Raw genomic sequence first — 25,418 nt, 5'->3', positions numbered from 1 at the left:
CCGGCCTTCCTCCAAATCCGTTATAATCAGGTTTTTTTATCATCCTTCATTTGTCAGTTCATACGTTGTTGTGGAACAATTTTACAGATATGCCCCACATGCTTTTGGGTAATTTATAGTTATAAAGAGTCATTATAAGTCTTTCAGATAATATAAAAAAAATATTGACTTCAAAATGATTAAAAATTACATTAAGAAGATATCTTATCCTTGCCGGGAAAAGATTCCGATATATGCTCCTCAGAAGTATTCTGAGCAATGGCTTTATGGGTCTGTTTTAATATATTTTTCAATAAAAATAAGGAGGAAAAAGTGACATTCAGAATGAGAACAACAGGTTTTATAATGATTGCGTTTATCGCATCAGCGTGTCTGTTTGCCGGCGCGGCAGAGGCAGAACCCCAAGGTAAACTGACCATGTTTCACGCAGGCAGCCTGACCGTGCCGTTTGCGGCCATGGAAAAAGCATTTGAGGCGAAATATCCGGGTGTGGACCTTCAGCGCGAACCGAGCGGCAGTTCAAAGGCAGCCCGTAAGGTGAGTGATCTGAAAAAGCCCTGTGATATCATGGCCTCAGCCGATTACAAGGTGATTGACAAGCTCCTGATTCCCAATTATGCGAACTGGAACATCCGCTTCGCTACCAACCAGCTCGTACTCTGTCACACGGACAAGAGTAAATATGCCAAGGAAATCAGTGCGGATAACTGGTACAAGATTCTTGAGAGAAAAGGAGTCGTATGGGGACATTCGGATCCAAATCTCGATCCGTGCGGCTACCGGTCACTGATGGTCATTCAACTGGCTGAAAAACATTATAAAACCCCCGGACTTTATGACAAACTGCTCGCGAACCGGCCCATGGAAAATGTTCGCCCCAAATCTGTTGAACTGGTTTCCCTGCTCCAGACCGGTAACATGGACTATGCCTGGGAATATCTTTCCGTGGCCGTTCAGCACGGCCTCAGATATGTGATGCTTCCTGATCAGATCAATCTCGGGAATTATAAATATGACAACCTGTATGCCGAGGCCGAGGTTCGCGTGACCGGAAAAAAACCAGGCACATTTATGAACATCAGAGGAAAATCCTGCACCTACGGCGTGACCCTGCTCAAAGATGCGCCCAACCCGGACGCGGCCCTTGCGTTCTTGGCCTATATGCTGGATCCGGAAGGCGGACTGAAAGTGCTGAAAGACATGGGGCAGCCCCCTTTTGTGCCCTGTCGCGTGCCCACGGCAGCCATGAAGGCCACACTTCCGACCCCCCTGCAATCTTTGGTTGAAGTGAAGAATTGATTCCGAAAACTGCGAAAAAAAGGGAACCATTCTTCTGGTTTACTGTTTCGTGCGGCATTGTGGTGATGGTCTTTATCCTGCTGCCGCTGATCGAATTGGTGACGGGTCCGTCTCTGTCCATGCTCGGAGAGACTTTAAATGACCCGGACGTGATGCGTTCTGTCGGGCTGAGTATTTACACAGCAGGAGCGGCCGCGCTGATCTCCTTTTTTTTCGGAACCCCTCTGGCCTATCTGCTGGCCCGGACAAACTTCAGGGGAAAGCGGCTTTTGGAGAGCATCATTGATCTCCCCATCGTGATCCCCCATCCAGTGGTGGGAATCGCGTTCCTCAGTGTTGCAGGAAAAAACCATTTGATCGGACAAATCATGTATGAACTTGGTATACGGCTCATGGGCAGCGTCACAGGGATCATCACAGTTCTCACTTTTGTCGGGCTGCCCTTTTATATCAATACGGTCAGGGACGGTTTCGAGGCGGTCTCCCCCAGGCTCGAAAATGTGTCCCGCAGCTTGGGGGCATCCATGTTCGGAACCTTTTTCCGGGTGACATTTCCCCTGGCATGGCGAACCATGGTTATCGGCTTTATCATGTGCGGTGCCAGGGCGATCAGCGAGTTCGGTGCCGTGGTCATTGTGGCCTATCACCCCATGACCGCGCCAGTGATGATCTATGAACGCTTTGAGGGCTACGGACTGAAATACTCTCAGCCGGTTGCGGTCTGGCTTGTGACGATATGCCTGTTGCTGTTTTTCGTACTCCGCATGCTCACCCTGTCAAAAACTGAAACAGCATGATCACGCTAAAAAATCTCCACGTCCGATTATCGGAATTTTTTCTGGACAATATCAGTCTGGATATTTCAGAAGGCGAGTTTTTTGTTCTCATGGGGCCTACGGGTTCGGGAAAGACGGTTTTGCTTGAGGCCATTGCCGGGCTGATACCTGTCACCCGGGGACAAATTTTTATTCAGGAAAAAGAAGTCACCGGGCTGCCCCCTGAAAAAAGAGGCATCGGCATTGTTTATCAGGACCAGGCCCTTTTTCCTCATCTGACAGTCCGCAAAAACATTGCTTACGGTCTGCGATATCACCGGATCAGCGGAGAAATCGCGGTTGAGAGAATTGACAGACTGGTATCTTTGCTGAATCTTTCCCACCTTCTGGATCGGCTTCCGGGCAATCTGAGCGGGGGAGAAAAGCAAAGAGTGGCATTGGCGCGGGCACTGGCAGTCCGGCCCGAGGTCCTTCTTCTTGACGAGCCGCTTTCCGCACTGGACCCCAACTTCAGGGAAGAGGTTCGTAATGCCCTGAAGTCGCTCCATCGGAATACAGGGACCACCTTTATGATGGTGACCCATGATTTTGTTGATGCCCTGTCTCTGGGTGACAGGGCCGCGGTAATCAACAATGGTCATATTGAACAGGCAGGCCCGGTTGATGACATTTTTCAAAAGCCCATGTCCGCGTTTGTAGCGAATTTTGTGGGCATGAAAAACCTTTTCAAGGCCCGGTTTGAAGGAACAAAAACGTCCCTGGGCGATCTGGAAATTGAACTGGGAAGAAAGCCGGACAACGGACAGGGGCATATTGCCATCAGACCCGAAGATATCCTTATCACCAGAGACGCCTTTTCTTCAACCGTCCGAAATATGTTCAAAGGAAAGGTTGCCGGCGTGTTTGCCCAGGGTTTTACTTATGAAGTTCATATCCGTGCCGGGGAGACTGTTTTCAAATCCCTGATAACCCAAAAAGCCCTGTCTGAGTTGGCAATTCAGGAAGGGGAAGCGGTTTCCATCTCATTTCCTGCAAGGGCCATTCATAATTTCTGAGGTACTCAGGATAAAGTAAAACGGAATTTGCAAGGAGGTCTCTCATCGCTTTCTGACATCAGGGATGTTATATCGGGCCATGAACTGCTGGTCACAACGAACCGTGCAACCCGGGGACAAATCACAAATCACAAATCGCAAATCACAAATCACAAATCGCAAATCACAAATCGCAAATCACAAATCACAAACTTCAGACCTGAGAACAAACAAAACAAGGGCCTGTCATCAGCAACAAGCCCTTGCCCACGCGAAACAATATGATCGGGAGACTATTCAGCTACATATCTGTGTCACTGTTTTCATGCTCTGCCGCATGAGACTGAATTTTTTCGACAATCTCAGCCGCCTGCTCCTCTGTAATTATCCCGCATCCTGCTGCCTTTTCCGCCAGGGTTATGGTTTTCCCATCCATAACGCTTCTGAAGGTTTCCGGATCAATTTCATATGCTTCCAGTAAGGCCCTCGGATGCTGTTCTTTTAGTTTCTCCATGACAGTTTCAATGGCCTCTCCTGTCATTTCAGAAATCGCTTCTGCCAGCATGTTGTCATGCAAATATCTTCCCAGAAGTTTGCCAGCATTATCTTTATGGGGCCGGCGGAGAGGCTGAAATCCCTGCTGATTTCCGGTAGTATCCTCATTATGAAAGGGGCGGGGGGGCCGGACTTTCTGCTGCTGATCTGTGATGGTCGCCTCGTCCGCGAATGCCATTCCCGATATAGCCATACCAATAACAACCAGAACTGATATAATCATTTTTTTAATCATTTTTCATACCCTCCTTTAAAACTGATGTTGTTTTTTCAGATTTGTTCGAAAACAATGTTCTGACCTTCCGATCATAAAGTTGTCTTTCAGATAACAGGCCGTTGTGAAGAAAATATGAAGAAACTATGTGAAGAATGTGTAAACACGAATGAGGGTTCCGTTGTCAGTGGTCCGAAAGCTGAAACTCGATAATCAAGTTTTTTTGATCCGATTCAAACAAAAAGTCTGTCATTCCTGCGAAAGCAGGAATGACAAAAAAACTTGATTATTGAGTGAAAACTGATGGCTCGTTCCGGATAAAAATAAACGCTCATGAAAAAGCCGGGTTTTTCGCCCACGGTCATCCCGGTCATAAAAATATTTTCAGATAAAAAACCCGGGTTTTCAAAATGTATTTTCACGGTAAAAAAAAATTAAAATTTTGTTTGCTTTTTTTGAAAGCTGCTATTATAAGGTTATAAAAAGCTCATAGGGAATATTGTTATCTGAAAACAGGGAGTCTGGATTTTAAGGTTTTCCGAGAAAAAACGCTGATTCCAACTGAAAAATAGTATTTTCCGAATTTCAGAATGTTGTGGAAGCAGAATCGGGAACTCTGGTTGCTAACAGATATTAAAAAGTTAAGCCTTTTAAAAAATTAGTTTTTATTTCATCAAAAATGAGTATTTTTAAAAAAAAGTATTTTTTTTTAAATTTCTGTTGACAAAAAAAAATAATCTTACTATATAGTCTTTTTTTAAACGGGCCGTTAACTCAGTCGGTAGAGTATCTGCCTTTTAAGCAGAGAGTCGCTGGTTCGAGCCCAGCACGGCCCGCCAATAAATTGTACGTCCCCATCGTCTAGCCCGGTCCAGGACACCGGCCTTTCACGCCGGCGACAGGGGTTCAAATCCCCTTGGGGACGCCACAATTATTACAGAACCAAGATTTATACATCTTTATCACTCCTTATTTTCCTATCTGAATCAATTAAATTGGATGAACTGTTCAAAGAACAGGGTAATATCTCGCTGACATTCATACTATAAAAAGCACTTAATTTGATTATATCTGAGAGACGGGAAGGTTCTTTTGGCTCAGGAAAAAGGGATATTCAGATTTTGATAAGTCTGTTCATTTCAACCCTCTCAGAATCTCTCTCAAAATGAATCGCTCAAAATGGTTTTTCCATCCTGTTTTTGTCTTTATATTTTCTATATTGGCTCTGGGTCTGTCTCTGTTTTTGTATATTTATTGGTATATGGAAGTCAGTACGGGGCTGGAGGCGGTGGTGCGAAAATTCAACATCGCGCCTGATCAGGTTTTGGAATCTGAGACCTGGGTTGTGATTATGGTTCTTTCGATTCTGGTGGGGATCATTCTGGCAGGGATATTTACGATCTTTGTTTATCATCAGAAAACATTACAACTGTATCGGCTCCAACATAATTTTATCAATAATTTTACCCATGAACTGAAAACCCCTGTCACCTCCCTGAAACTGTATTTGGAAACATTTTTGAAATACGAACTTCCCCGGGAGGAACAATCCAAATATATTCACTACATGATTCAGGACGCGAGGCGACTTTCAGATAATATCAATCGCATTCTGAACCTTGCCAGAATTGAAAGCAAGAGCTATAATGGTGATTTCATAGTAGCGGATCTTGTTAAGATTGCTAAACAATTCTATGCGGGCAACAGCCATCTTTTCCAGAATTGTGAAATCAGTATCCTTAATGCTTCGGGGGAGTCTTTTTTATATCCTGTCAATACCTCCTTGTTTGAAATGCTTCTGATCAATCTGCTGACAAACGCCATAAAGTATAATAAATCCGAGTTACCCAGAATTACTATCAGGTTTGAAAGACAAAAACGCCAACTCTTTATCCATTTTGAAGATAACGGTATCGGAATTGAAAAATCCCATATCAAAAAAATTTTCAGAAAATTTTATCAGGTTGGCCGGGCAGATGATATGTCAGCCAAAGGCAGCGGGCTTGGCCTTTATCTGGTGCAGAGCATCGCCCGGATTCATAAGGGCAAAGTCGTTGCCAAAAGTAACGGGATTGGAAAAGGAACTGTTTTTACTCTGATTCTCCCTTTATATGAAAGTGTTAGGTGTTAAGTGTTAAGTGTCAGGAAAAACTGCAAAACTTTCATACTTCGTTGTGACCGGCAGATCATGGCCGTTTATATGAAAGTGTCTGAAGTGACTGAAGTTAATAAAGTGCCGGATCCCGCGGAAACAAGCCTTGCCGAACTGCAAGTTTGGCACTCCCAGTTTTTGGTTTCGAGTGCTGATTTTTATTTTCAATAACCGTCTGTTCATTTGACAGATAACAAGCTAACAAATAACAGATGACAAAAATGAAAAATTCAGAAAAAAAACGTATTCTGGTCGTTGAAGATGAGGAACATATTGCAGAAGGTCTGAAATTAAACTTGTCGTTTCAGGGATATGAAGTACTCCTTGCATTTGACGGCGCTTCGGCTCTCCAAAAATGGAAAGAATGGCGTCCGAATCTGATTGTATTGGATATCATGCTTCCTGTTATTGACGGCTTATCCGTACTTCGGAGTATCCGTCTTGAGGATGAACGGATTCCGATTCTGATCCTTTCTGCCAAAGGGGATTCCCGCGATAAGGTGAAAGGGCTTTCTTATGGCGTGGATGATTATCTTTCAAAGCCCTTTAATCTTGAAGAATTTTTGCTAAGGGTCGAGCGTCTTCTGACGCATGTGTCCTGGTATAGTAATGCCAGTGATTCTGACAATGTTTCTTTATTGCCGCAAACCTATACATTCGGGAGCAACAAGATTGATTTTCATACATCCACTGCCTGTTGCAAACTCGGAAAAATCTGTCTGACCGAGCAGGAAGCCAAACTTTTGAAGCTTTTTATTGCCAACCGGGGCAAACCGCTTTCGCGAAGCAAGCTTTTGGAAATCGGCTGGGGATATACCGGAAAGACAACAACCCGAACTGTTGACAATTTTATTGTGCGGCTTCGGAAATACTTTGAGGATAACCCCAAAAAACCTGTTTATTTCAAAAGTCTCCGGTCCGTGGGTTATGTGTTTGATCATGATTCGGACGGATTTTGAAAACTTTAGTATTGGGTGTCAGATATTAGGAAAAAAATTATAAAATTTTCGACCTGTGCAGTTAAGCATAACTAAAGGTAGCTGTAGGGTGGGTGGAGCGAAGCGGAACCCACCCTACAGAAATTGTAACCGCACAGGTCGAAATTTTTATGCTTTATTCTGGCCTCATGATCATAAGTGTCATAGAAATTACCAGGGGCTGTTTTGAAAAAAAATTATAACTATCTGTAATTAAAAGCATCTGAAAAACTAAACCCATTCATCAATATTTTTCTTTTCTTTTTTTTTAAAATATAATATAAACTATCTGGTTTTACTCTGAAGTGATCGTTTGTCCTACCAGAGCATCGGTCTGAAACCTGGGACCATGATAGAAATTTTTTTAGTTTTTTTAGTTAGAAGGAGGCTGTATTATGGCAGAAGGGAAAGTGAAATGGTTTAGTAACAAAAAGGGTTTTGGCTTTATTGAACAAACCAATGGTGAGGAAGATGTTTTTGTTCATCATTCTTCCATTAACATGCCTGGCTTCAGAACCCTTGCAGAAGGTGACAGCGTGACTTTTGAGGTGGAAAGAGGTGAGCGGGGACCCGCCGCAAGAAACGTCAGTAAGATTTAACTTACGACGATTACGGTTATGAGGGGCATCTTGTCAAGATAAGGCGGGATGCCTTTTTTGTTTGAATTCGATATAAAAACCGAATAATTAAAAATCTGACACTTAACGAGTCCCATAAGAACGGTATATGTTATAGCATGAAAATATTATCTGTCTGCGTCGCACCAGATATGCCGTCTTTGGAGGAGACTACTACAAACATCCTGTGCCCGCGGGACTTTTCAAACACGCTATGACATTTTTTCATGTAAACAGCTATGACCTGCCGCTCACAATAAATAATGACATTTTTCATGCTTCGTTTTGACCGGCAGGTCATGCCCGTTTATCTGAAAAACGATATCATAACATTATGGCAGTGAATTGTGAGTATTAATTTTAACAGAATGGTATAGTTATGATAATATATATTTTAATCTTTCGTATTTCATACAAATGGTCACGTTGTATTTTTTTACTTTTCTTGCTGAATATATGTATTCCAGGTGCGCTGCCGCTGATTTGCCGGGCAGATGACCTTGAACCGAACAATGAGTCTGTGGTTGATTTTACTGAGTTTAGTTTGGAAGAACTGAAAAATGTTGAAATCATCTCAGTATCGAAAAAGCTGGAAAAACTTTCTGAGGTATCTGCCGCGGTTTATGTGATCACTCAGGAGGATATCCGCCGTTCCGGTGCCACCAATATTCCGGATGCCCTGCGCCTGGCACCGGGAGTACAAGTCGCACGCAACGGCCCCACAGAGTGGGCTGTCACCATACGCTGCTTAAATGAAGAGTTTTCTGAAAATCTTCTCGTGCTGATTGACGGGCGCAGTGTCTATTCACCTGTTTTCTCAGGTGTGCATTGGGATGTTCAGGACACTGTATTGGAAGATATTGAACGTATCGAAGTCATCCGCGGGCCGGGAGCAGCCATCTGGGGCGCAAACGCGGTTAACGGGGTCATCAATATTATCACCAAAAGCACAAAAGACACTCAGGATGGCCAATTTCTTGTCCTGGGCGGTACTGAAGAAGAAAGCGGAAGCATCCGTTATGGAGGGAACCTGGGCAATGATACCTATTACCGGACTTATGTGAAATATTTCGGCCGGGAACGATTCTCCAAAGACAACAGAGGGGGGAACTCGGATGACAATTGGCGTTCGGTGAGAGGGGGCTTTCGGATTGACCGGGAACCGGAAACAGCAATGGCTTCAAATTCCCTGACCCTTCAGGGCGAAGCATATGCAAACCGTTATGATACAAAAATTGACCGATTCTCACTGACTCCGCCCTATTACACCCGGGAGAATGATACTTCCGAGGCTGCCGGCGGCCACCTCCTGGGCAGATGGCAACATACATTTTCAGAGACATCGGATACAGAACTGCAACTGTATTATGACCACACAAAGAAAGATTATGATATTAGCAGTGCCTACATTGACACCGTTGACCTTGATTTCAGACATAAGTTTAATTTTTCTCAGCACGAAATTGTCTGGGGCCTGGGATATCGTTTTATTACGGATGAGTTTTCCATTAAAAACGGGCACATTCAGGATTTCCAAATTGACATGGAACCGTTAAAGCTTGATCAGCATGTATATAGCGCTTTTGTTCAGGATAAAGTTCAGCTCATCCCGGAGCGTCTGAACCTGACCATTGGCTCGAAATTTGAATATAATGATTACATGGGATTTGAGGTACAGCCCAGTATTCGGCTTTTATGGATACCTGGTAAACAGCATGCGTTATGGGGAGCAATCTCCCGGGCAGTCAGAACGCCATCCAGGATCGAACAGGGGTTAAGGGAAATTGTGGGCATAGCGCCCTCAGGTTCCTTCATAAAAGAATCGGCTTCTGACACGTCATATTCCAAAAGCCCGGCCGTGTTTATGTTTCTGGGGAATGATGAACTGAGTTCCGAAACCCTCATGGCTTATGAAGTTGGCTATCGCCTGGAGCCGACAAACACTCTGCGGCTGGATATGACAGCCTTTTACTATAACTACGATAAACTGATTATGCTTGATTTTGATGAGCTGTACTTGGAAACAGCTCCCTTCCCGCATTACATCATTCCTTACAGATATAAAAATTCTATGGAGGGCGAAGCGCACGGAACAGAGGTGGCCGCGGACTGGCATCCCCTTCGGCAGTGGCGGATGAAAGCTTCATACAGCTATCTGAAAACCAGACTCCTTCATAATGATGATCTCATCACGGACGATTTTGAGGGAGATATTGAGGAAAAAAGCAATCCCGGGAGCCAGTTTTCCCTGCGTTCCTCCCTGGATATTACGGATCAGCTTGAGCTTGACGCATGGCTCCGCTATGTGGATACCCTTTCTGAAAAAAATGTGGACAGCTATACAACGCTGGATGTCCGGCTGGCCTGGAAACCAATGGAAAATCTTGAACTGTCAGTGGTGGGACAGAACCTTCTTGACGGACAGCATCAGGAGTTTTCCCCCTTCGAGGTTGAACGCAGCGTCTATTTCAGACTGTCATGGCGTTTTTAGGAGATATACTCAATGCACAATAAGTTTCAAAAAGGTGAATTGTTCAGAATATTCTTCCGGATGCCGGTCATAATAATCTTATGTCTTATGGTGTTTACTGTTTTCCAGACTCACGCGCAGGAACGAGGCCGCCCTCCGAAAACAGAACGATCCGATCAGCATATCCGGTCACGATCTCTTCCGAAATCAGAGCCGGACCGCTTTTGTCGTATGAAACACTCCTCTCATTCCCATGGAAAATTTGTATTAGGAAATGAATACCACGTTAAGGCAGGTTTTATCTATAATTTCATAAAGTTTACCAAATGGCCCCGGAAAACCTTTCAAAACAGCACCAGCCCTTTTGCCCTTTGTATCGCATCAGACAGTTTTTTTAATGATATAATTTCCTCTCTCGGACTTAAAATTCCCGGATGCAGTGAAAATGAGGCGTTTCGTATCTTAGGCGGTAAAAATGTCCGAGGCAGGAAACTGGATATAAAAGAATGTAATAATGACAAAGATATCCAAGGCTGCCATGTCCTTTTTATATGTTCCGAGAATAAAGAATTTATTCTGGATGTCTTAAATACGGCAAAGAATCAGAATATACTGACCATAGGGGAATTTCAAGGATTTGAACGGATGGGCGGAATCATTAATTTTTTTACAGAAAAAAATCGTCTTCGTTTTCGAATCAATATTGACGCGGCAAACCGGGCCGGACTCAAGCTGAGATCCCAGCTGCTGATGTCAGCGGAAATTTTCAGAGAGGAGCGTGAATAACATGAGAATATTAAAAAATCTTTCTTTTCAACGCAAACTTATACTCATCATCATGCTCACCAGCGGCGTGACCCTGCTCCTGGCCTCTGTGGCCTTTGTCGTTAAGGATGTTGTATTATATCGCCATTCTCTGGTATATAGCCTTTCCAGTATGACACAGGTGATAGGGATGAACAGCCAGGGGACACTGGTCTTTAATGATCAATATACAGCGGAAAAAAATCTGACAGCGTTACGCACCATGCCTTATGTTTTCTCTGCCTGTATTTATGACAGAGAGGGAGAGGTTTTTGCCACCTATTTTCGGGATGATGTGGCACCGGATATCTCACCGCCTGAATATCAGGAGTCTGGTCATTATTTTAAAAATTTTGAACATAAAGAATATCTGTTTCTGTTTGAGCCAATCCGTCTTGAGGATGAGACCATCGGAACGGTTTTCATCCAATATGATCTCGGAGAGATGCTTTTTAAGATGAAAGAGGCCGGCGTTATCTTTGTGGTCATCATGCTGGTGGCTATGTTCGTGGCATTTATGCTCTCAAACATGCTCCAGCGTGTGATTTCCGAACCGATTTTAAAACTGATCGAAACCGCAAAAATTATTTCAAAAGAAAAAGATTATTCAGTCCGTGCCGAGTGCAACTGCTATCGGGATGAGATCGGCATCCTCGTTAACGGATTCAATGAAATGCTGGCCGAGATTCAGTCACAGGAACGTGAACTGAGACAACATCGGGAAAATGAACTGAAACAGCATCAGGAATACCTTCACAGGTGAAAGAAAGAAGTGCGCAGCCGTGTTGCTGAACTGGAAGACACAAACAACGAATTACTCCGAGCCAAAGAGACTGCTGAAACTGCGAACCGTGCCAAAAGCGAGTTTCTGGCCAATATGTCTCACGAAATTCGGACTCCCATGAATGCCGTGTTAGGCTTCACAGATTTGCTTTATTCTCTTGTTACGGATCAGAAACAGAAAAGTTATCTTGAATCCATCCGATCCAGCGGAAAAAGTCTGCTCACGCTGATTAATGATATTCTTGATCTTTCTAAGATTGAAGCCGGCAGAATGGAACTTCAGTACGAGCCGGTTAATCTCTATTCTATTATTAATGAAATCAAACACATTTTTTCTCTGAAAATTTCTGAAAAAGGTCTTCAGTTTATTGTGGATATTGCCAAAGACATTCCTCAGAGCCTGTTTTTGGATGAAGTGCGTTTAAGGCAGATATTATTTAATTTGTTCGGCAACACTGTCAAATTTACCGAAAAAGGATATATCAAACTCTCTGCTAAAAAAATCTGTGCAGAAAAGGATGATAAGAACCGTGTTGACTTACTTATGTCGGTTGAGGATACTGGCATCGGCATTGCCCCGGAATATAAGGAGACAATATTTGACGCATTCAAACAGCAGGACTGCCAGAGTACGAAACGGTATGGCGGAACCGGGCTGGGGCTGGCAATTACAAAGCGGCTGGTGGAGATGATGGGCGGAAACATTTCTGTGAAAAGCGAAGTGGGCAAAGGGAGTGTTTTTGAAATCGTTCTGCATAATGTATCTGTTTCCGCAACGCCTGCCAAATCTAAGACAGAGGAAACCTTTGACTATGAAAATCTTTTATTTGAAGAGGCCGCAGTTCTGATTGTTGACGATATTGAAACCAATCGTGAATTGGTAAAAGAATTTTTATATGATACAAATATTATCACCCTTGAAGCTGAGGACGGAGAAAAAGCCGTCATGCTCACCAAACAATATAAACCCGATGTTATTCTGATGGACATAAGAATGCCCGGTATGGACGGATATGAAGCCACAAAATGGATCAAGGAGGATGAGGACATAAAGCATATACCTGTCATTGCCCTGACTGCTTCCGGCATGAAAGAGGATAAAGAAAAAATCATGCGCACCAAATTTAACGGGTTTCTGATCAAACCTGTCAACCGGTCGGATCTGTTCCGGGAGTTGTCACGTTATCTCAGGCATTCAAAAAAAGAAGCCATTGGAAAAGAATCCGAAACATCGGGAAAACAAGGCGGAAAAGAAGAATTTTCTCCTGATACATTGGAGAAACTACCTGAAATAATTGACAGATTGGAAAATGAATTTACGCCGTTATGGGAATCTGTCCGCAAAAATAACAGTATTGCTGATATTCGGGATTTTGGTGACAAAATGAAAGTCTTTGGTGAGGAATATTCGCTGAAAAGCTTTCAAAAATTCAGTGATGATCTGATTTTGCAGGTAAAAATGTTTGATATTGAGAACATAGATGTAACCCTGAAATCCTATACGGAGATCGTTGAAAAGATCAGAATGTTAAGTGGATGAGTGCCTGAATCCTGTATTCGTCAGACACTTCAACATTCTCGGAAGGGGGCGTATTTGCGATTTGGGAAATTATTTCAAACCAAACCACAGAGGCGTACTGAAATGAAATCTTGGCATGAATTTTGCCTTACGGCCTCTGAAAAAATGTGCTGAAAATTTATTTCACTTCCCTAAGCTGTGAATGCACTCTTGAAAGGATAATCCTTATGGACAATAATGACGACAGAAACTTCAAAATTCTGATTGTGGATGATGTTCCCAAAAACATCCAACTGGCAGGGAGTATTTTGCAGAAACAGAATTATAATATTTTTTTTGCCAATAACGGGGCCACCGCGCTGACGCTTTCCCAGGCCAATGATTTTGATTTAATTCTCCTGGATATCATGATGCCGGAAATGGACGGATTTGAGGTGTGTGAGCGATTGAAAAAGGATGCCAGAAGCAAAAACGTGCCCATTATCTTCCTCACGGCAAAGAGTGATAGTGAAAGCACGATAAAAGGGTTTGACACAGGGGCCGTGGATTATGTGACCAAACCGTTTAATGAAAAAGAATTGTTAGCCAGAGTAAAGACGCATTTGGCGTTAAGACGCAGTCAGCAAAATCTGCGGGAAGCCAACGCCACAAAGGATAAATTTTTTTCCATTATTGCCCATGATCTGAAAAATCCGTTTAATGCGTTGGTGGGGTTGTCAAAATTATTGCTTAACAAATATGAGGAATTTGAGGAAGAGAAGAAGAAAGAACTCATTGAAATGATTTACCAGTCTTCTGACCATGGGTATAAGCTGTTGGAAAACCTGTTAAACTGGTCAAGAATGCAGATGGGGAAGATTGAGTGGAAACCCGGAAATATTGATTTATATACACACGCTTTTGAAAATGTCTCTTTGCTCAAAGCCGCTGCGCAGAATAAAAAAATTCATCTGATTTCGGAGATTGAGAAGGACACAATGGTTTATGCGGATCCCAATATGGTGACAATGGTGATCCGAAATTTGGTGTCAAATGCTGTCAAATTCACCCGGGAAGGCGGAGAGGTCAGGCTCATGTCTGAAACTGACGGAAATTATGAACAAGTAACAGTCTCCGACACGGGGCTTGGGATAACCGAGGAAAGCATCGGAAGAATTTTCAGAACAGATGTTCACCATTCCACTCTCGGAACAGCAAATGAACAGGGAACTGGTCTGGGACTTATACTCTGTAAGGAATTTATGGAGAGAAACGCTGGTAAAATATGGATTGAGAGCGAATTCGGGAAAGGGAGTGATTTTAAGTTTACCTTGCCTAAAACCGGGTTGAAACTTGATGCTTGATATTTGATATCTGATGCTGGAAAAAATGATGAATATTTTAATTGCTCCGGACTCATTCAAAGGAAGTCTTACTGCCAGACAGTTTTGCGATATTGCCGAGACAGCAATTATTTCTGTGTTCCCGGACGCGGCTGTTACGAAAATGCCATTGGCTGACGGGGGCGAAGGCACTGTTGCGTCATTAGTACTGAACACCGGCGGTGAGATAAGACATAAAACCGTTACCGGCCCTTTGGGAAAACCGGTGAAAGCCCATTTTGGCATCCTGGGAGATAAAAAAACAGCAGTTATTGAGATGGCAAGCGCTTCAGGGTTGCCCCTGGTTCCTGATAAAGAAAAAAATCCTTTACGAACAACAAGTTACGGGACAGGTGAACTGATCAGAGAGGCATTGGACATGGGATGCGCCACCATTATTATGGGGATTGGCGGCAGTGCCACAAATGACGGCGGAGCAGGTGCTGTTCAGGCCCTGGGCTTTGGCCTGCTGGATGCAAGAGGAAATCCGATTCTCCGCGGTGCAGAGGGTTTGCTGGAATTTTCATCTGTTGACCTAACTTCAAAGGATCCGAGAACAGATCATACAAAATTTTTGGTGGCCTGTGATGTGGATAATCCTCTGCTTGGCGATACGGGCGCGACTTACACATATGGTCCCCAGAAAGGTGCAACCCGGGAAATGCTGCCGATTCTGGAACGCGCATTAACCCGCTTTAATGCGGTGATTGAAAAAACGCTGCATAAAAATGTCGCAGATAACCCGGGAGCAGGCGCTGCAGGAGGGCTGGGGGCCGGGCTGATGGCGTTTCTGGACGCGGAACTGAAACCCGGGTTTGATATTGTCGCAGAGGCCATCGGATTGGAAAGGCTTTTTGAAAAACAAAAATTTGATCTTGTAATCACCGGAGAGGGCGAGATCAATTATCAGACTGTTCATGGAAAGCTCCCCGCGGGCATTGCAAAACTGGCGAAGAAATATAATGTCCCGGTATTTGCAATTGTCGGGGCAATCGGTAAGGGGGCGGAACAGGTGCATGATTGCGGAATTGACAGCATGATCAGCATGGTGAATCGTCCCATGGATTTGAACATGGCGATACAGGAGGCAGAAGGTCTTCTGTTTCAGGTGACAGAACAGCTTATGCGGGTGATCAGGGCGGCAAAACATTATCTCTGAATTTACTTGTCCTTATTGCCCGGTCTGACTGTTTCGTGCTGAAAGCGTATCATTTTTTGGGGTGTGTTCCACCTTTTATCCGAAAAAAATCAGCCACAAAGACACAAAGACACAAAGGAACCACAAAGAAACTTCGTGAAACTTCGTGCCTTCGTGGCAAAAAAAACGGGTGGGTCCCGCCTTTTATCCGAAAAAATCAGCCACAGAGACACAGAGGAACCGCAAAGAGACTTCGTGAGACTTCGTGTCTTCGTGTCTTCGTGGCAAAAAAAACGGGTGGGTCCCGCCTTTTATCCGAAAAAATCACCCACAGAAACTTCGTGAAACTTCGTGTCTTCGTGCCTTCGTGGCAAAAAAACGGGTGGGGCCCGCACAGAAAATTAGTCAGTAAATTCAGCCAGCCGGAAAAAAACCTGACCATCGAATTAATGCGAAAAAATTTTTGTGCATTTTCAAATATTGTAACCTATAGTATTATACTGTTTTAATATAATAAAAGTTCTAAAAGCAATTACCGGAGAGCCAAAAATTCTCTCTTGGCACTTGACATGAGGCATCATTTCATATAATCAATTCTAAACAACTATCTTTCGGGGAACTAGCCAGCAAGGGACTTCGACGTTCACAATTCCTGTCATTCCGGGCTAAAAATGACAGGAATCGGCAGGATTCCCATCTTTTCTGACCCGGAATCCGCCGCCTCCCCAAAAGGCTCTGTAATCAATATATTGTAAGCAGTATGGCGTATATTTTGCATAACAGTTCCATACACCGGGGTTTCAATTTCCAAGTCTCAGGTTTCAGTATTTTTCATTTGTCTGTTTACACTCGCAAGGGGTTAAGTACGATGATGAAGGAAAACAAGACGACCGGAATCCCGCGTTCATCATTAATGGCCGAAAAATGCAGAGAGTGTGTCAGATCAGGCGATTTCCAAGAACGAGCCCGTTCGTAGTTCCGCCTTTAGGCGGTCTCTGTGAAATCAGAGACTTGCACCAGCATGACAGACCGCCTAAAGGCGGAACTACGAACTGAAAAAGCCAGTATTTTCTTTTCCGGAAATCGCCTCAGTGATGTGGATTTGATCTGCGGGCTTTGTTTGAGAAGGATATGAGGAATATCCGGAACCTGACGGGCGTGCGGCCGTCAAAAAAAGAGTACACTGATTTATTATGGTCTTTATGCGCTTTATTTTCAGTTTCCCATTGTTCCCGGCGATTGGCCTGACCATCTTGTTCCCTGTCATTGCACTCGGGGCAAATCATGCCTCAAAAGAGATTTGCCTTGAAACCCGCACACTGCCTCAGTCTCCGAATCCGTCCTCCCGGGATGTGAGTCAGGAGGCTCACACTCAGGCTGAAGCAACCATTGCAAATGTGAGTCAGGAGGCTCGCACTGAAATTGAACTGACCATTGCCGATGTGAGTCGGAAAGCCCTTGGCAACAACCTGGACCTCAGAATTGAGAAATTCGCCCCCCGGATTTCAGAAGAGCAGGTAAGAGCGGCCGAAGCAGATTTTGATCCGGATATGAGTTTCGGGGGAACACTGACGAGAACTTACGCAGATACCGACTTGTCCGAGATTGACTCACGGGGCGAGGAGATGAGCGCGGCCATTGGAAAACGATTCTCATCCGGTATTCAGACCTCGGTGGGGGTCTCCGCGTCAAAATCCAAAACCGATGTGAACACGGTTGGGGAAACCGACGAATACGCAACATCTGCAAACCTGACCCTGACCCTGCCGCTCCTGAAAAACAGGGGCAGGGAAGTGAATACCCGGAACATCTCCCTGAGCCGCAACAATCATAAAATAGCGGAACTGACGCTGAGACAGACGGCCATTGACACGATCTCACAGGCCCAGATTCTTTATTGGAATCTTTACAAGGCCCAACAGGAACTGGACGTTCAGAAAAAATCCCTTGAACTGGCAAAAAAGTTTTCAGAACTCAGCAGAGGCAGAGCAAAAATCGGGCATATCGCGTCCATTGACACGCTCCAGGCCGATGCCGAAGTCGCAGCCAGAGAGGAATGGGTCATTATCGCGGAAAACGATGTGAGAAACCGGCGCAGAAGCCTGCTTTATTTCATCCTCGGGCGTTGCGAAACTGGCATCACAGTAAAACTTCTTCAAAAACCGACTTATGAAAAAGCCGTTTTCGATGAAAACCGTCTCTTCCTCTCTGCCCTTGAAAACAGAACCGATTATCTGATTGCAAAGCTGGACATCAAAAACGCGGAAACCAATGTGGTCTATGCCAAAAATCAGACGCTTCCCACTGGCGATCTCAGCGCGACCCTGAGCGTAAACGGCTTGGGGGAATCGTGGGGCAAAGCATACGAAAACGCAGGGTCCGGTGAGGATTATTCCGGAAGCCTGGGCATCAGCCTGGAATTCCCCTGGGGGATGAAAAAAGACAAGGCCGCTCATCAGATAGCCCTGTATGAAAACCGCAGGTCACGGACCCGGCTGTTTCAGGCAGAACAGAATATCCTCTCAGATGTCCGAACCGCGCTGGACAATCTTACAGAAGCGGATAAGCGATATCACACGACAACCCTGTCAAAACAGCTCGCTGAGAAAAAACTCTCCGCGGAGGAAAGGAAATTCGGACTCGGGCTTTCCACAAGCTACAATGTGCTGCTGTATCAGAGAGACCTCACTGACGCGGCAGTGAGAACCATCAGCGCTGTCATTGACTATCAGCTGGCGCTGATCCATCTGGACAGAGTGACCGGCATGACATTGGAAAGACACGCCATCGGGGCAGAAGAATTCTAAAGACCAAAGAATCAGCAGATTGAAAAAGCTCGCAGTTCCGCCTTGAGGCGGTCTGTCATGCTGGTGCAACTCTCTGATTTCACAGAGACCGCCTGAAGGCGGAACTACGAACTGTACCTTATTTCACAGAGACCGCCTGAAGGCGGAACTACGAACTGTACCTTATTTCACAGAGACCGCCTGAAGGCGGAACTACGAACTGGACCTTATTTCACAGAGACCGCCTGAAGGCGGAACTACGAACTGGACCTGATTTTTCAGTCGTTTTCGATCTGCTCATAATTCTTAACATTTGTCAGCAAAAACGCTTATGTCTCGTTTCCCTTTTTACAAACAGTTGGATGCAATGGACTGCGGCCCCTCCTGTCTGCGGATGATTGCGAAACATTATGGCAAAACCTATTCCCTGCAGACCCTTCGGGACAGATGTTTTATCACACGGCTGGGTGTCTCTCTGCTGGGAATCAGTGACGCTGCCGAATCTCTGGGAATGCGCTCCACAGGGGTGATCGCGGATTTTGAATCGCTGGAAAGCGAAGTCCCCCTGCCCTGCATTGCCCACTGGAAACAGCAGCATTTTGTTGTTGTTTATAAAATAAAAAAAGGCTGGGTGCATGTCGCTGATCCGGGCCATGGGCTTGTGAAATACACCCGGGAGGAATTTTCAGCAGGCTGGCTCAATACAAACGAACGCGGTGACATAAGAAACGATCCGGTCATTTCAAGACTGCTGGAAATGAACATGGGCCAGGCTGAACGGATCCGGGAACTGGAGGAAGAGATCGCCCGGCTCAGGGGCGATCCGTGTCCTCAGATGGTTGAAGACGGGCTGATTTCCGAGGATGACATTCAGGAAGAGGATGATGAGGAGGCAGCGGTTGTCGCGGAAAGCGGCGAAGGCATTCTCCTGATCCTCGAACCTGCCCCGATTTTCTATGAATCCGAAGATGAGGCCACAGACAAGACGCATCTGTCCTTCCTGTTTTCCTATCTCACGCCTTATAAAAAATTCCTCGTGCAGCTTTTCCTGGGAATGCTGACGGGGAGCATGCTCCAACTGATTCTTCCGTTTCTCACCCAGGCCGTTGTTGATTACGGAATCCATCGTCAGAACCTCAATTTCATTCTTCTGGTGCTGATTGCCCAGTTTGCGCTGTTTGTCAGCTACTCATCCGTGGAGTTTATTCGCGGGTGGATCCTGCTGCATGTCAGCACCCGCGTCAATATTTCCCTGATCTCTGATTTTCTGATCAAAATGATGAAACTGCCCATCAGTTTTTTTGATACCAAAATGATCGGGGACATCATGCAGCGGATCGGGGATCATGAACGCATCGAGTCCTTTCTGACCACCTCCACCCTGAACATCATGTTCTCCATGATCAACATGGTGGTCTTCGGATTTGTGCTGATGCTTTATAACCTCAAGGTCTTTTTCATATTTTTCATAGGCAGCGCATTCTATATGCTCTGGATTTATCTGTTCATGAAAAAACGCCGGGAACTGGATATGCGGCATTTTGCCCAGATGTCGAGCAATCAGAGCAATCTGATCCAACTGATCACAGGCATGCAGGAGATACGGCTGAACAACTGCGAAAAACAGAAACGGTGGGAATGGGAGAACATCCAGGCAAAATTGTTCAAAATAAATGTCAAATCATTGGCCCTGGAGCAGTATCAGGGGCTTGGTGCGATGTTTATCAATGAGAGCAAGAACATTCTCATTACCTTTTTTGTGGCGAAATCCGTCATGGACGGAGACATGACACTGGGGATGATGCTGGCTGTGCAGTATATCATCGGACAGTTGAGCGGTCCTATCGAACAAATGGCCACTTTTCTTCGTATTGCCCAGGATGCCAAAATCAGCATGGAGCGCCTCGGTGAGATCCATCTGAAAGAGGATGAGGAATCGCCGGATCAGAAGAAGATTACCCTTCTTCCCAAAGACAAAAGCATCACGGTTTCAAACCTCTTCTTTCAGTACGAGGGACCGGAATCCGAGTATGTTTTGGAAAACCTGAGCCTGCACATCCCTGAAAAAAAAGTCACGGCCATCGTGGGAATGAGCGGAAGCGGAAAGACCACGCTGATCAAGTTGCTGCTTGGTTTTTATCCGGTACTCAGAGGGGAGGTAAAGCTCGGGGAATATGCTTTGGATAATCTCAGTATGCGGATGTGGCGGGGAAAATGCGGGGTGGTGATGCAGGAGGGGTTCATTTTTTCCGACACCATTGCAAAGAATATCGCCATAACAGATGAAATCGTTGACCAGGAAAAACTGCTTCATGCGGCAGAAGTGGCAAATATTCGGGACTTTGTAGAAAATGAACTGCCCATGGGCTATCAGACAAAGATCGGCAGTGAAGGACAGGGACTCAGCCAGGGGCAAAAACAGCGCATCCTCATTGCCCGGTCCGTGTATAAGGACCCGGAATATCTGTTTTTTGACGAGGCCACCAACGCGCTGGACGCGAACAATGAAAAGGTGATCATGGAGAAGCTGGAACAGTTCTTCAGAGGCAGAACCGTGATCGTCGTGGCCCACCGTCTCAGCACGGTGAAGAATGCGGATCAGATTGTGGTTCTGGACAAGGGGAGGATCGTCGAACTCGGAACGCATAAGGAACTGACTGAGATGAAAGGCAGCTATTATCATCTTGTGAAGAATCAGTTGGAATTGGGAAACTAGGTGCCATGCCTCATGAGAATTTTGAATTAAGAAGCGAACTGGTACAGGATATCATCGGCTACATCCCCCATTGGATCACCCGATGGGGGATCACGGTCATCTTTATGATCCTTGTGCTTCTGCTGGTCGGAAGCTGGATTTTCAGATATCCGGATGTGATTTCATCTGTTGTTGTCGTGACCACCCGGCATCCGCCCGCGGCCGTGGTGCCCAAGACAGGCGGGAAGATCGAGCATCTTTTTGTGGAGGATCGTCAGCATGTCCGCAGCAATGATATGCTTTCGGTCATCAGCAGTCCTGCGGATTACCATCATGTCATGGAACTGAAGCAACAGCTGGACGAGTTCGGAGGATTTGTCTCAGGCCCGGATGCGCCTGAATTTATAAAGTTTCGGGAAGATTACAAATTGGGAGAACTGCAAACCGCCTATATCAGCTTTCTGAGACAGTATGCGGATTATCGGCTTTTTCTGGAACTCGGTTATCATCACAAAAAGATAAACAGCATAGAAGCACAGATCGAAAAACATGGGCGATTATACCAACAGGCGCAGAACCAGCTGGAACTGCTGAAACAGCAGTTCAGACTGAGCCGAAATCAGTATGACCGGTATTCTCTTGAGGAGAACAAGGATTTCATTGCCCAGCGGGACATCGAAAGTCTGAAAAGTTCGCTGCTTCAGCAGAGACATTCCATCAAGGGCGCTGAATCGAGTCTGGAGAATATAAAGATTCAGATATCGGAACTTGAGAAATCAGTGCTGGATCTGAATCTGCAATATCAGGAACAAAAAGGGCGCCTGGAAGCAGAGGGGAATCGGGCTTATGATGCTCTGATCAGTCAGATCAAGACATGGGAGCATCAGTATGTGCTGACTTCTCCCATAGACGGAACCGTGACTTTCACGACATACTGGAGCGTGAACCAGAATGCAAGGGCCGGAGAGGCCGTGATGACGGTGGTGCCTGACGCGGGTTTGGAAATTATTGGAAAAGTCACTCTGCCGGTTCAGGGTGCGGGCAAGGTGAAATCCGGACAAAAGGTGATCATCAAGCTTGCGAACTATCCTCACGAGGAATACGGCACGGTCAGAGGAAAGGTCAGACAGATATCTCTTATACCGGAGAAGGATCATTATATTGCGGAAGTGGGCTTTCCCAAGGGACTGCGGAGCAGTTATGGGAAAACATTGCCTTTTAACCAGGAAATGCAGGGAACAGCAGAGATCGTTACTGAGGATATCCGGCTGCTGGAAAGAATCCTGGGGCCTGTGAAATCACTTTTGAAAAGGAATGTTCAATAGGTGTTAGGTGTTAGGTGTTAAGTGTTAAACCCGCCAGATAGAAAATCTGGGCGGTGTTCCAGTTCCGGATATAAACTTTGGGCTTTGATTTTCGTTTGGTTCTTATGTCCGAACCAGGATTCATAAAATTAAGGGAGTGGCAGAAATTATTTGCTGTAACCTATTATAATATTTTGATTTTATATATCATGGCTCAGACGGATGTCTTAAAAATCTGGGAGGAGCAATTTTTAGTCCCGGAGGGACCAGTGAAAATAGCCCGGCAATTCATTGCCGGGTTTTCTGAATTACCTGCTTCTGAGTTTCCGAACATCACCCACACGGATGGTTATATTTTTTGAATCAAAATATTCCAACAGTGGGATCAGATATTTACGTGACACACTGGCAATGGTTTTAAAATCCGGTGTTGTCATTTCCTCATGCGCCAGGAAAAAATCTGTGACTTTCGTTTTCAACTCATTGATTGCGTCTGTGTGAAAATACAGGTCTTCTTTTGCCTTGATGATCTTTCCCTCCCCCACAAGAATCATCAGCACATCCTTGGCCCGTACCGCATCAAGACTTAAAGTTTTGCCCAGTTCTTTGAAATAGGGAGGGGTCAGCCCGCCTTTCACATAAGCCTCCAGGATTTTCTCTTTGACATCCGCCTGATCAACCCCCAGGGAGACCTCGTGGGTTGAAAGCCGAATGATGTCTTCCTCAGGAACAATCTCTTTGTCTTTTATCATCTGATTCAGCATCAGGTTCAGAAGCTTCGGACCCACCACCGCGGGAAATTTGGACTTGAGTTCCTCTTTTGACATGCCGACTTTCAGGGGATTGGTCTTATGATACCCGTCAAGATAATTATGAATCTCTTTTTTCAGTTTTTCAAAGCTGTTATGATGGATACAAATTTGTTTTTCCTTGTCCGTCCGAATCACGGTTCTTTTGGACAAAAGCTCCTGCAAGGTTTTGTCCAACTGTTTTTCAGGCAGATTTGTCATGATTTTCAGTTCGGAAAAAGAAACTCCCTTATAACCGGAATGGTCAATGTGATAGGCAATGATCTCCTCTGGCGGGCTGTCAACAAGCTGTTGCAGTCCTTCAATAACTTCGGGTCTGAACCGCTTATGTTTCGGGGGAATCGGGTTGATAATATGTCCGCCGCCAATGGTGCGTACCGGGGAATAGCTGCGAATGACAAATTTATCATCTTTGACAACTGCGACAGGGGTATCCAGCCGGAGCTGGGCCACAAGTGTCTCCCCTGGCTCCAGTTCCTCTCGGTCAATTAATATGAGGTTGCCCAGCACTTCGCTGGTTCCCGCGTGAAATCTCACACGGGTCCGGTTTTTTATGGCTTTTTTGTTGCTGGGAAGGAAATGGAGCGACATATCAAGCATGTAACTGGGAATTAAGGCATCCGGATTGGACAGGACTTCCCCCCGGGTGACAGCGGTTTTTTCAAGTCCCTGGAAATTAATGGCTGTCCGCATCCCGGCTTCTGCTTCATTCACACTCTGATTATGCACCTGAAGCCCCCGGACTTTTGAGGTAATGCAGGAAGGATATATCATAATGGTGTCGCCCACCCTGACCCGCCCTGAAATCAGGGTTCCGGTAATCACCGTGCCAAATCCCTTCATGGTGAATACCCGGTCAACAGGAAGGCGGAACAATCCTGTGGAAGAGCGTGTGGGAATCATGGCGCTCATGTCGTCCAGGATGTTGACAAATTCCGATATCCCTTCACCAGTGGCAGATGACACCGGCACAACAGGCTTGTCTTCCAGGAAGGTTCCCTCAACAAAGCTGCTGATATCCTCTTGCACCAGTTCCAGCCACTCTTCATCCACAAGATCGGTTTTGGTCAGGACCACAAGACCATGCTTCACGCCTAAAAGGTTGCATATTTCCATATGTTCCCGTGTCTGGGGCATCACACCTTCGTCAGCCGCAATCACCATTGCGACAAGATCAATTCCGCTGGCACCTGCGACCATGTTTTTTACAAATTTTTCATGACCCGGAACATCCACAATGCCAAGATGCTGTCCCCCCGGAAGGTCCAAAGATGCAAAACCGAGTTCAATGGTGATGCCGCGCTGTTGTTCTTCTTTTAATCTGTCTGTGTTGGTACCGGTCACTGCTTTGATAAGACTTGTTTTTCCATGATCAATGTGTCCGGCTGTTCCAAGAATAATCTGTTTCAATGGTAAGGCCCCCTATTTTGTTATTTGTCTGTTTGTTTATTTTTTCTCCAGGATTCAAGGGCATACGCCATTCCCACCATGAAAATGCCAAGGCCCGCCACATAAACGGGATTGACTTGGGGATAAAAAAAACGTGTCAGGATAACCGCAAAAACAGCGCCAAGGATGGCCCTCATTATAAAAATATAAAATTTGTTCACAAGAATAATCCTATTAAATCTGTATGTTAATTTAGTTAATACACAATATAATATAAGGCAAAAAGGGTCAACAATAAATATTTTTTAAAAAAAATAAAAAAAGACTTGAAATGTGAAAAATAGTCTGATAGGAGTATGTTCTTACATGGTGGGTGTAGCTCAGTTTGGGTAGAGCTCCGGATTGTGGCTCCGGTGGTCGAGGGTTCAAGTCCCTTCACTCACCCCATTTTATTTTGCGCCCGTAGCTCAGCTGGATAGAGCGCCGGACTTCGAATCCGTAGGCCGGGGGTTCGAATCCCTCCGGGCGTGCCAAAGAGAAATCAAGGGTTATGGTTCATACCATAACCCTTTTTTTATTTCTCTCATCATTTTCCTGTCATTTGTTTTAACAACCCGATTTTCAATTCTTTGCCGGACGGGGTGTCTTTGCCGGACGGGGTTTGCAACCCCGTCCGAAATATTCTGTCTTCCTCCCCCGTGAAAAATTGGCTCCGATTTCAGATATCTGCCTGCGA

Annotated in this window: 18 protein-coding genes and 4 tRNA genes; 19 read left to right on the top strand and 3 right to left on the bottom strand. The window is 45.3% G+C overall.

The features are described 5' to 3' along the window. The first annotated feature begins 312 nt into the window (after positions 1-312). From wtpA to dnm_RS06430, 3 genes are read left to right on the top strand one after another with little or no spacing between them, the layout of a single operon-like run. Positions 313-1,299: a tungstate ABC transporter substrate-binding protein WtpA gene (gene wtpA, locus dnm_RS06440; protein ID WP_276571853.1), complete on the top strand. Its 987-nt coding sequence runs from the start codon at positions 313-315 to the stop codon at positions 1,297-1,299. Next, the gene (locus dnm_RS06435) at positions 1,296-2,096 is read left to right on the top strand and encodes an ABC transporter permease (protein ID WP_246556232.1); all 801 of its coding nucleotides are present in this window, start codon (positions 1,296-1,298) and stop codon (positions 2,094-2,096) included. The genes wtpA and dnm_RS06435 overlap by 4 nt, the downstream gene beginning before the upstream one ends. Continuing rightward, positions 2,093-3,130, top strand: coding sequence for an ABC transporter ATP-binding protein (locus dnm_RS06430; RefSeq protein ID WP_207681861.1), 1,038 nt, complete (start codon positions 2,093-2,095; stop codon positions 3,128-3,130). The genes dnm_RS06435 and dnm_RS06430 overlap by 4 nt, the downstream gene beginning before the upstream one ends. A gap of 280 nt (positions 3,131-3,410) precedes the next feature. Here the strand turns inward: dnm_RS06430 and dnm_RS06425 are convergent, their stop codons facing one another. Continuing rightward, the gene (locus tag dnm_RS06425) at positions 3,411-3,899 is read right to left on the bottom strand and encodes a hypothetical protein (RefSeq protein ID WP_207681860.1); all 489 of its coding nucleotides are present in this window, start codon (positions 3,897-3,899) and stop codon (positions 3,411-3,413) included. A gap of 742 nt (positions 3,900-4,641) precedes the next feature. On the opposite strand from dnm_RS06425, the gene dnm_RS06420 reads away from it, so the two are divergent. From dnm_RS06420 to dnm_RS06350, 14 genes are all read left to right on the top strand, one after another. Continuing rightward, positions 4,642-4,717, top strand: a tRNA-Lys gene (locus tag dnm_RS06420). A gap of 11 nt (positions 4,718-4,728) precedes the next feature. Further along, positions 4,729-4,806: transfer RNA gene (locus dnm_RS06415), tRNA-Glu, on the top strand. A 237-nt stretch (positions 4,807-5,043) separates the two neighbouring features. Then, a complete protein-coding gene (locus dnm_RS06410) occupies positions 5,044-6,009 on the top strand; it encodes a sensor histidine kinase (RefSeq protein ID WP_207681859.1) in 966 nt (321 codons plus the stop codon). 242 nt (positions 6,010-6,251) lie between these two features. Continuing rightward, positions 6,252-6,989, top strand: coding sequence for a response regulator transcription factor (locus tag dnm_RS06405; protein WP_207681858.1), 738 nt, complete (start codon positions 6,252-6,254; stop codon positions 6,987-6,989). Between the two features lie 413 nt (positions 6,990-7,402). Then, the gene (locus dnm_RS06400; protein ID WP_207681857.1) at positions 7,403-7,606 is read left to right on the top strand and encodes a cold-shock protein; all 204 of its coding nucleotides are present in this window, start codon (positions 7,403-7,405) and stop codon (positions 7,604-7,606) included. A gap of 397 nt (positions 7,607-8,003) precedes the next feature. Then, the gene (locus tag dnm_RS06395) at positions 8,004-10,115 is read left to right on the top strand and encodes a TonB-dependent receptor plug domain-containing protein (protein WP_207681856.1); all 2,112 of its coding nucleotides are present in this window, start codon (positions 8,004-8,006) and stop codon (positions 10,113-10,115) included. 12 nt (positions 10,116-10,127) lie between these two features. Further along, a complete protein-coding gene (locus tag dnm_RS06390; RefSeq protein ID WP_207681855.1) occupies positions 10,128-10,880 on the top strand; it encodes a YfiR family protein in 753 nt (250 codons plus the stop codon). 1 nt (position 10,881) lies between these two features. Next, complete coding sequence (locus tag dnm_RS06385) at positions 10,882-11,661, top strand: sensor histidine kinase, YfiR-like protein-associated (RefSeq protein ID WP_207681854.1); 780 nt, start codon at positions 10,882-10,884, stop codon at positions 11,659-11,661. A 9-nt stretch (positions 11,662-11,670) separates the two neighbouring features. Next, positions 11,671-13,221, top strand: a complete 1,551-nt coding sequence (locus tag dnm_RS06380; RefSeq protein ID WP_207681853.1) for a response regulator — start codon at positions 11,671-11,673, stop codon at positions 13,219-13,221. A 206-nt stretch (positions 13,222-13,427) separates the two neighbouring features. Continuing rightward, positions 13,428-14,543, top strand: coding sequence for a hybrid sensor histidine kinase/response regulator (locus dnm_RS06375; RefSeq protein WP_207681852.1), 1,116 nt, complete (start codon positions 13,428-13,430; stop codon positions 14,541-14,543). A 25-nt stretch (positions 14,544-14,568) separates the two neighbouring features. Further along, entirely contained in the window at positions 14,569-15,720 is a 1,152-nt protein-coding gene (locus tag dnm_RS06370; RefSeq protein ID WP_207681851.1) for a glycerate kinase, read from the top strand. A gap of 1,172 nt (positions 15,721-16,892) precedes the next feature. Continuing rightward, positions 16,893-18,506 carry a TolC family protein gene (locus dnm_RS06365; RefSeq protein ID WP_207681850.1) on the top strand — a complete coding sequence of 538 codons (1,614 nt, stop codon included), beginning with the start codon at positions 16,893-16,895 and terminating at the stop codon, positions 18,504-18,506. A gap of 310 nt (positions 18,507-18,816) precedes the next feature. Next, on the top strand, positions 18,817-21,201 hold the full coding sequence (locus dnm_RS06355) for a peptidase domain-containing ABC transporter (RefSeq protein ID WP_246556231.1): 2,385 nt from the start codon (positions 18,817-18,819) through the stop codon (positions 21,199-21,201). A 5-nt stretch (positions 21,202-21,206) separates the two neighbouring features. After that, positions 21,207-22,505, top strand: a complete 1,299-nt coding sequence (locus dnm_RS06350; RefSeq protein WP_207681849.1) for an HlyD family secretion protein — start codon at positions 21,207-21,209, stop codon at positions 22,503-22,505. 287 nt (positions 22,506-22,792) lie between these two features. On the opposite strand, the gene selB is transcribed toward dnm_RS06350, so the two are convergent. Both selB and dnm_RS06340 read right to left on the bottom strand, forming a co-directional pair. Continuing rightward, a complete protein-coding gene (gene selB, locus dnm_RS06345) occupies positions 22,793-24,703 on the bottom strand; it encodes a selenocysteine-specific translation elongation factor (protein WP_207681848.1) in 1,911 nt (636 codons plus the stop codon). Positions 24,704-24,723: 20 nt separating this feature from the next. Further along, positions 24,724-24,903 (bottom strand): hypothetical protein, encoded by a 180-nt coding sequence (locus dnm_RS06340; protein WP_207683808.1) that lies wholly within the window; start codon positions 24,901-24,903, stop codon positions 24,724-24,726. A gap of 148 nt (positions 24,904-25,051) precedes the next feature. Between dnm_RS06340 and dnm_RS06335 the strand changes: the two genes are divergently transcribed. Further along, a tRNA-His gene (locus tag dnm_RS06335) sits at positions 25,052-25,129 on the top strand. A 9-nt stretch (positions 25,130-25,138) separates the two neighbouring features. Further along, a tRNA-Arg gene (locus tag dnm_RS06330) sits at positions 25,139-25,215 on the top strand. Positions 25,216-25,418 lie beyond the last annotated feature (203 nt).

Source organism: Desulfonema magnum, assembly GCF_017377395.1.
Taxonomy (GTDB): Bacteria; Desulfobacterota; Desulfobacteria; order Desulfobacterales; family 4be13; genus Desulfonema_C; species Desulfonema_C magnum.
Note: the sequence above shows the minus strand (reverse complement) of the source record. Positions and strands in the feature narration are given on the sequence as shown.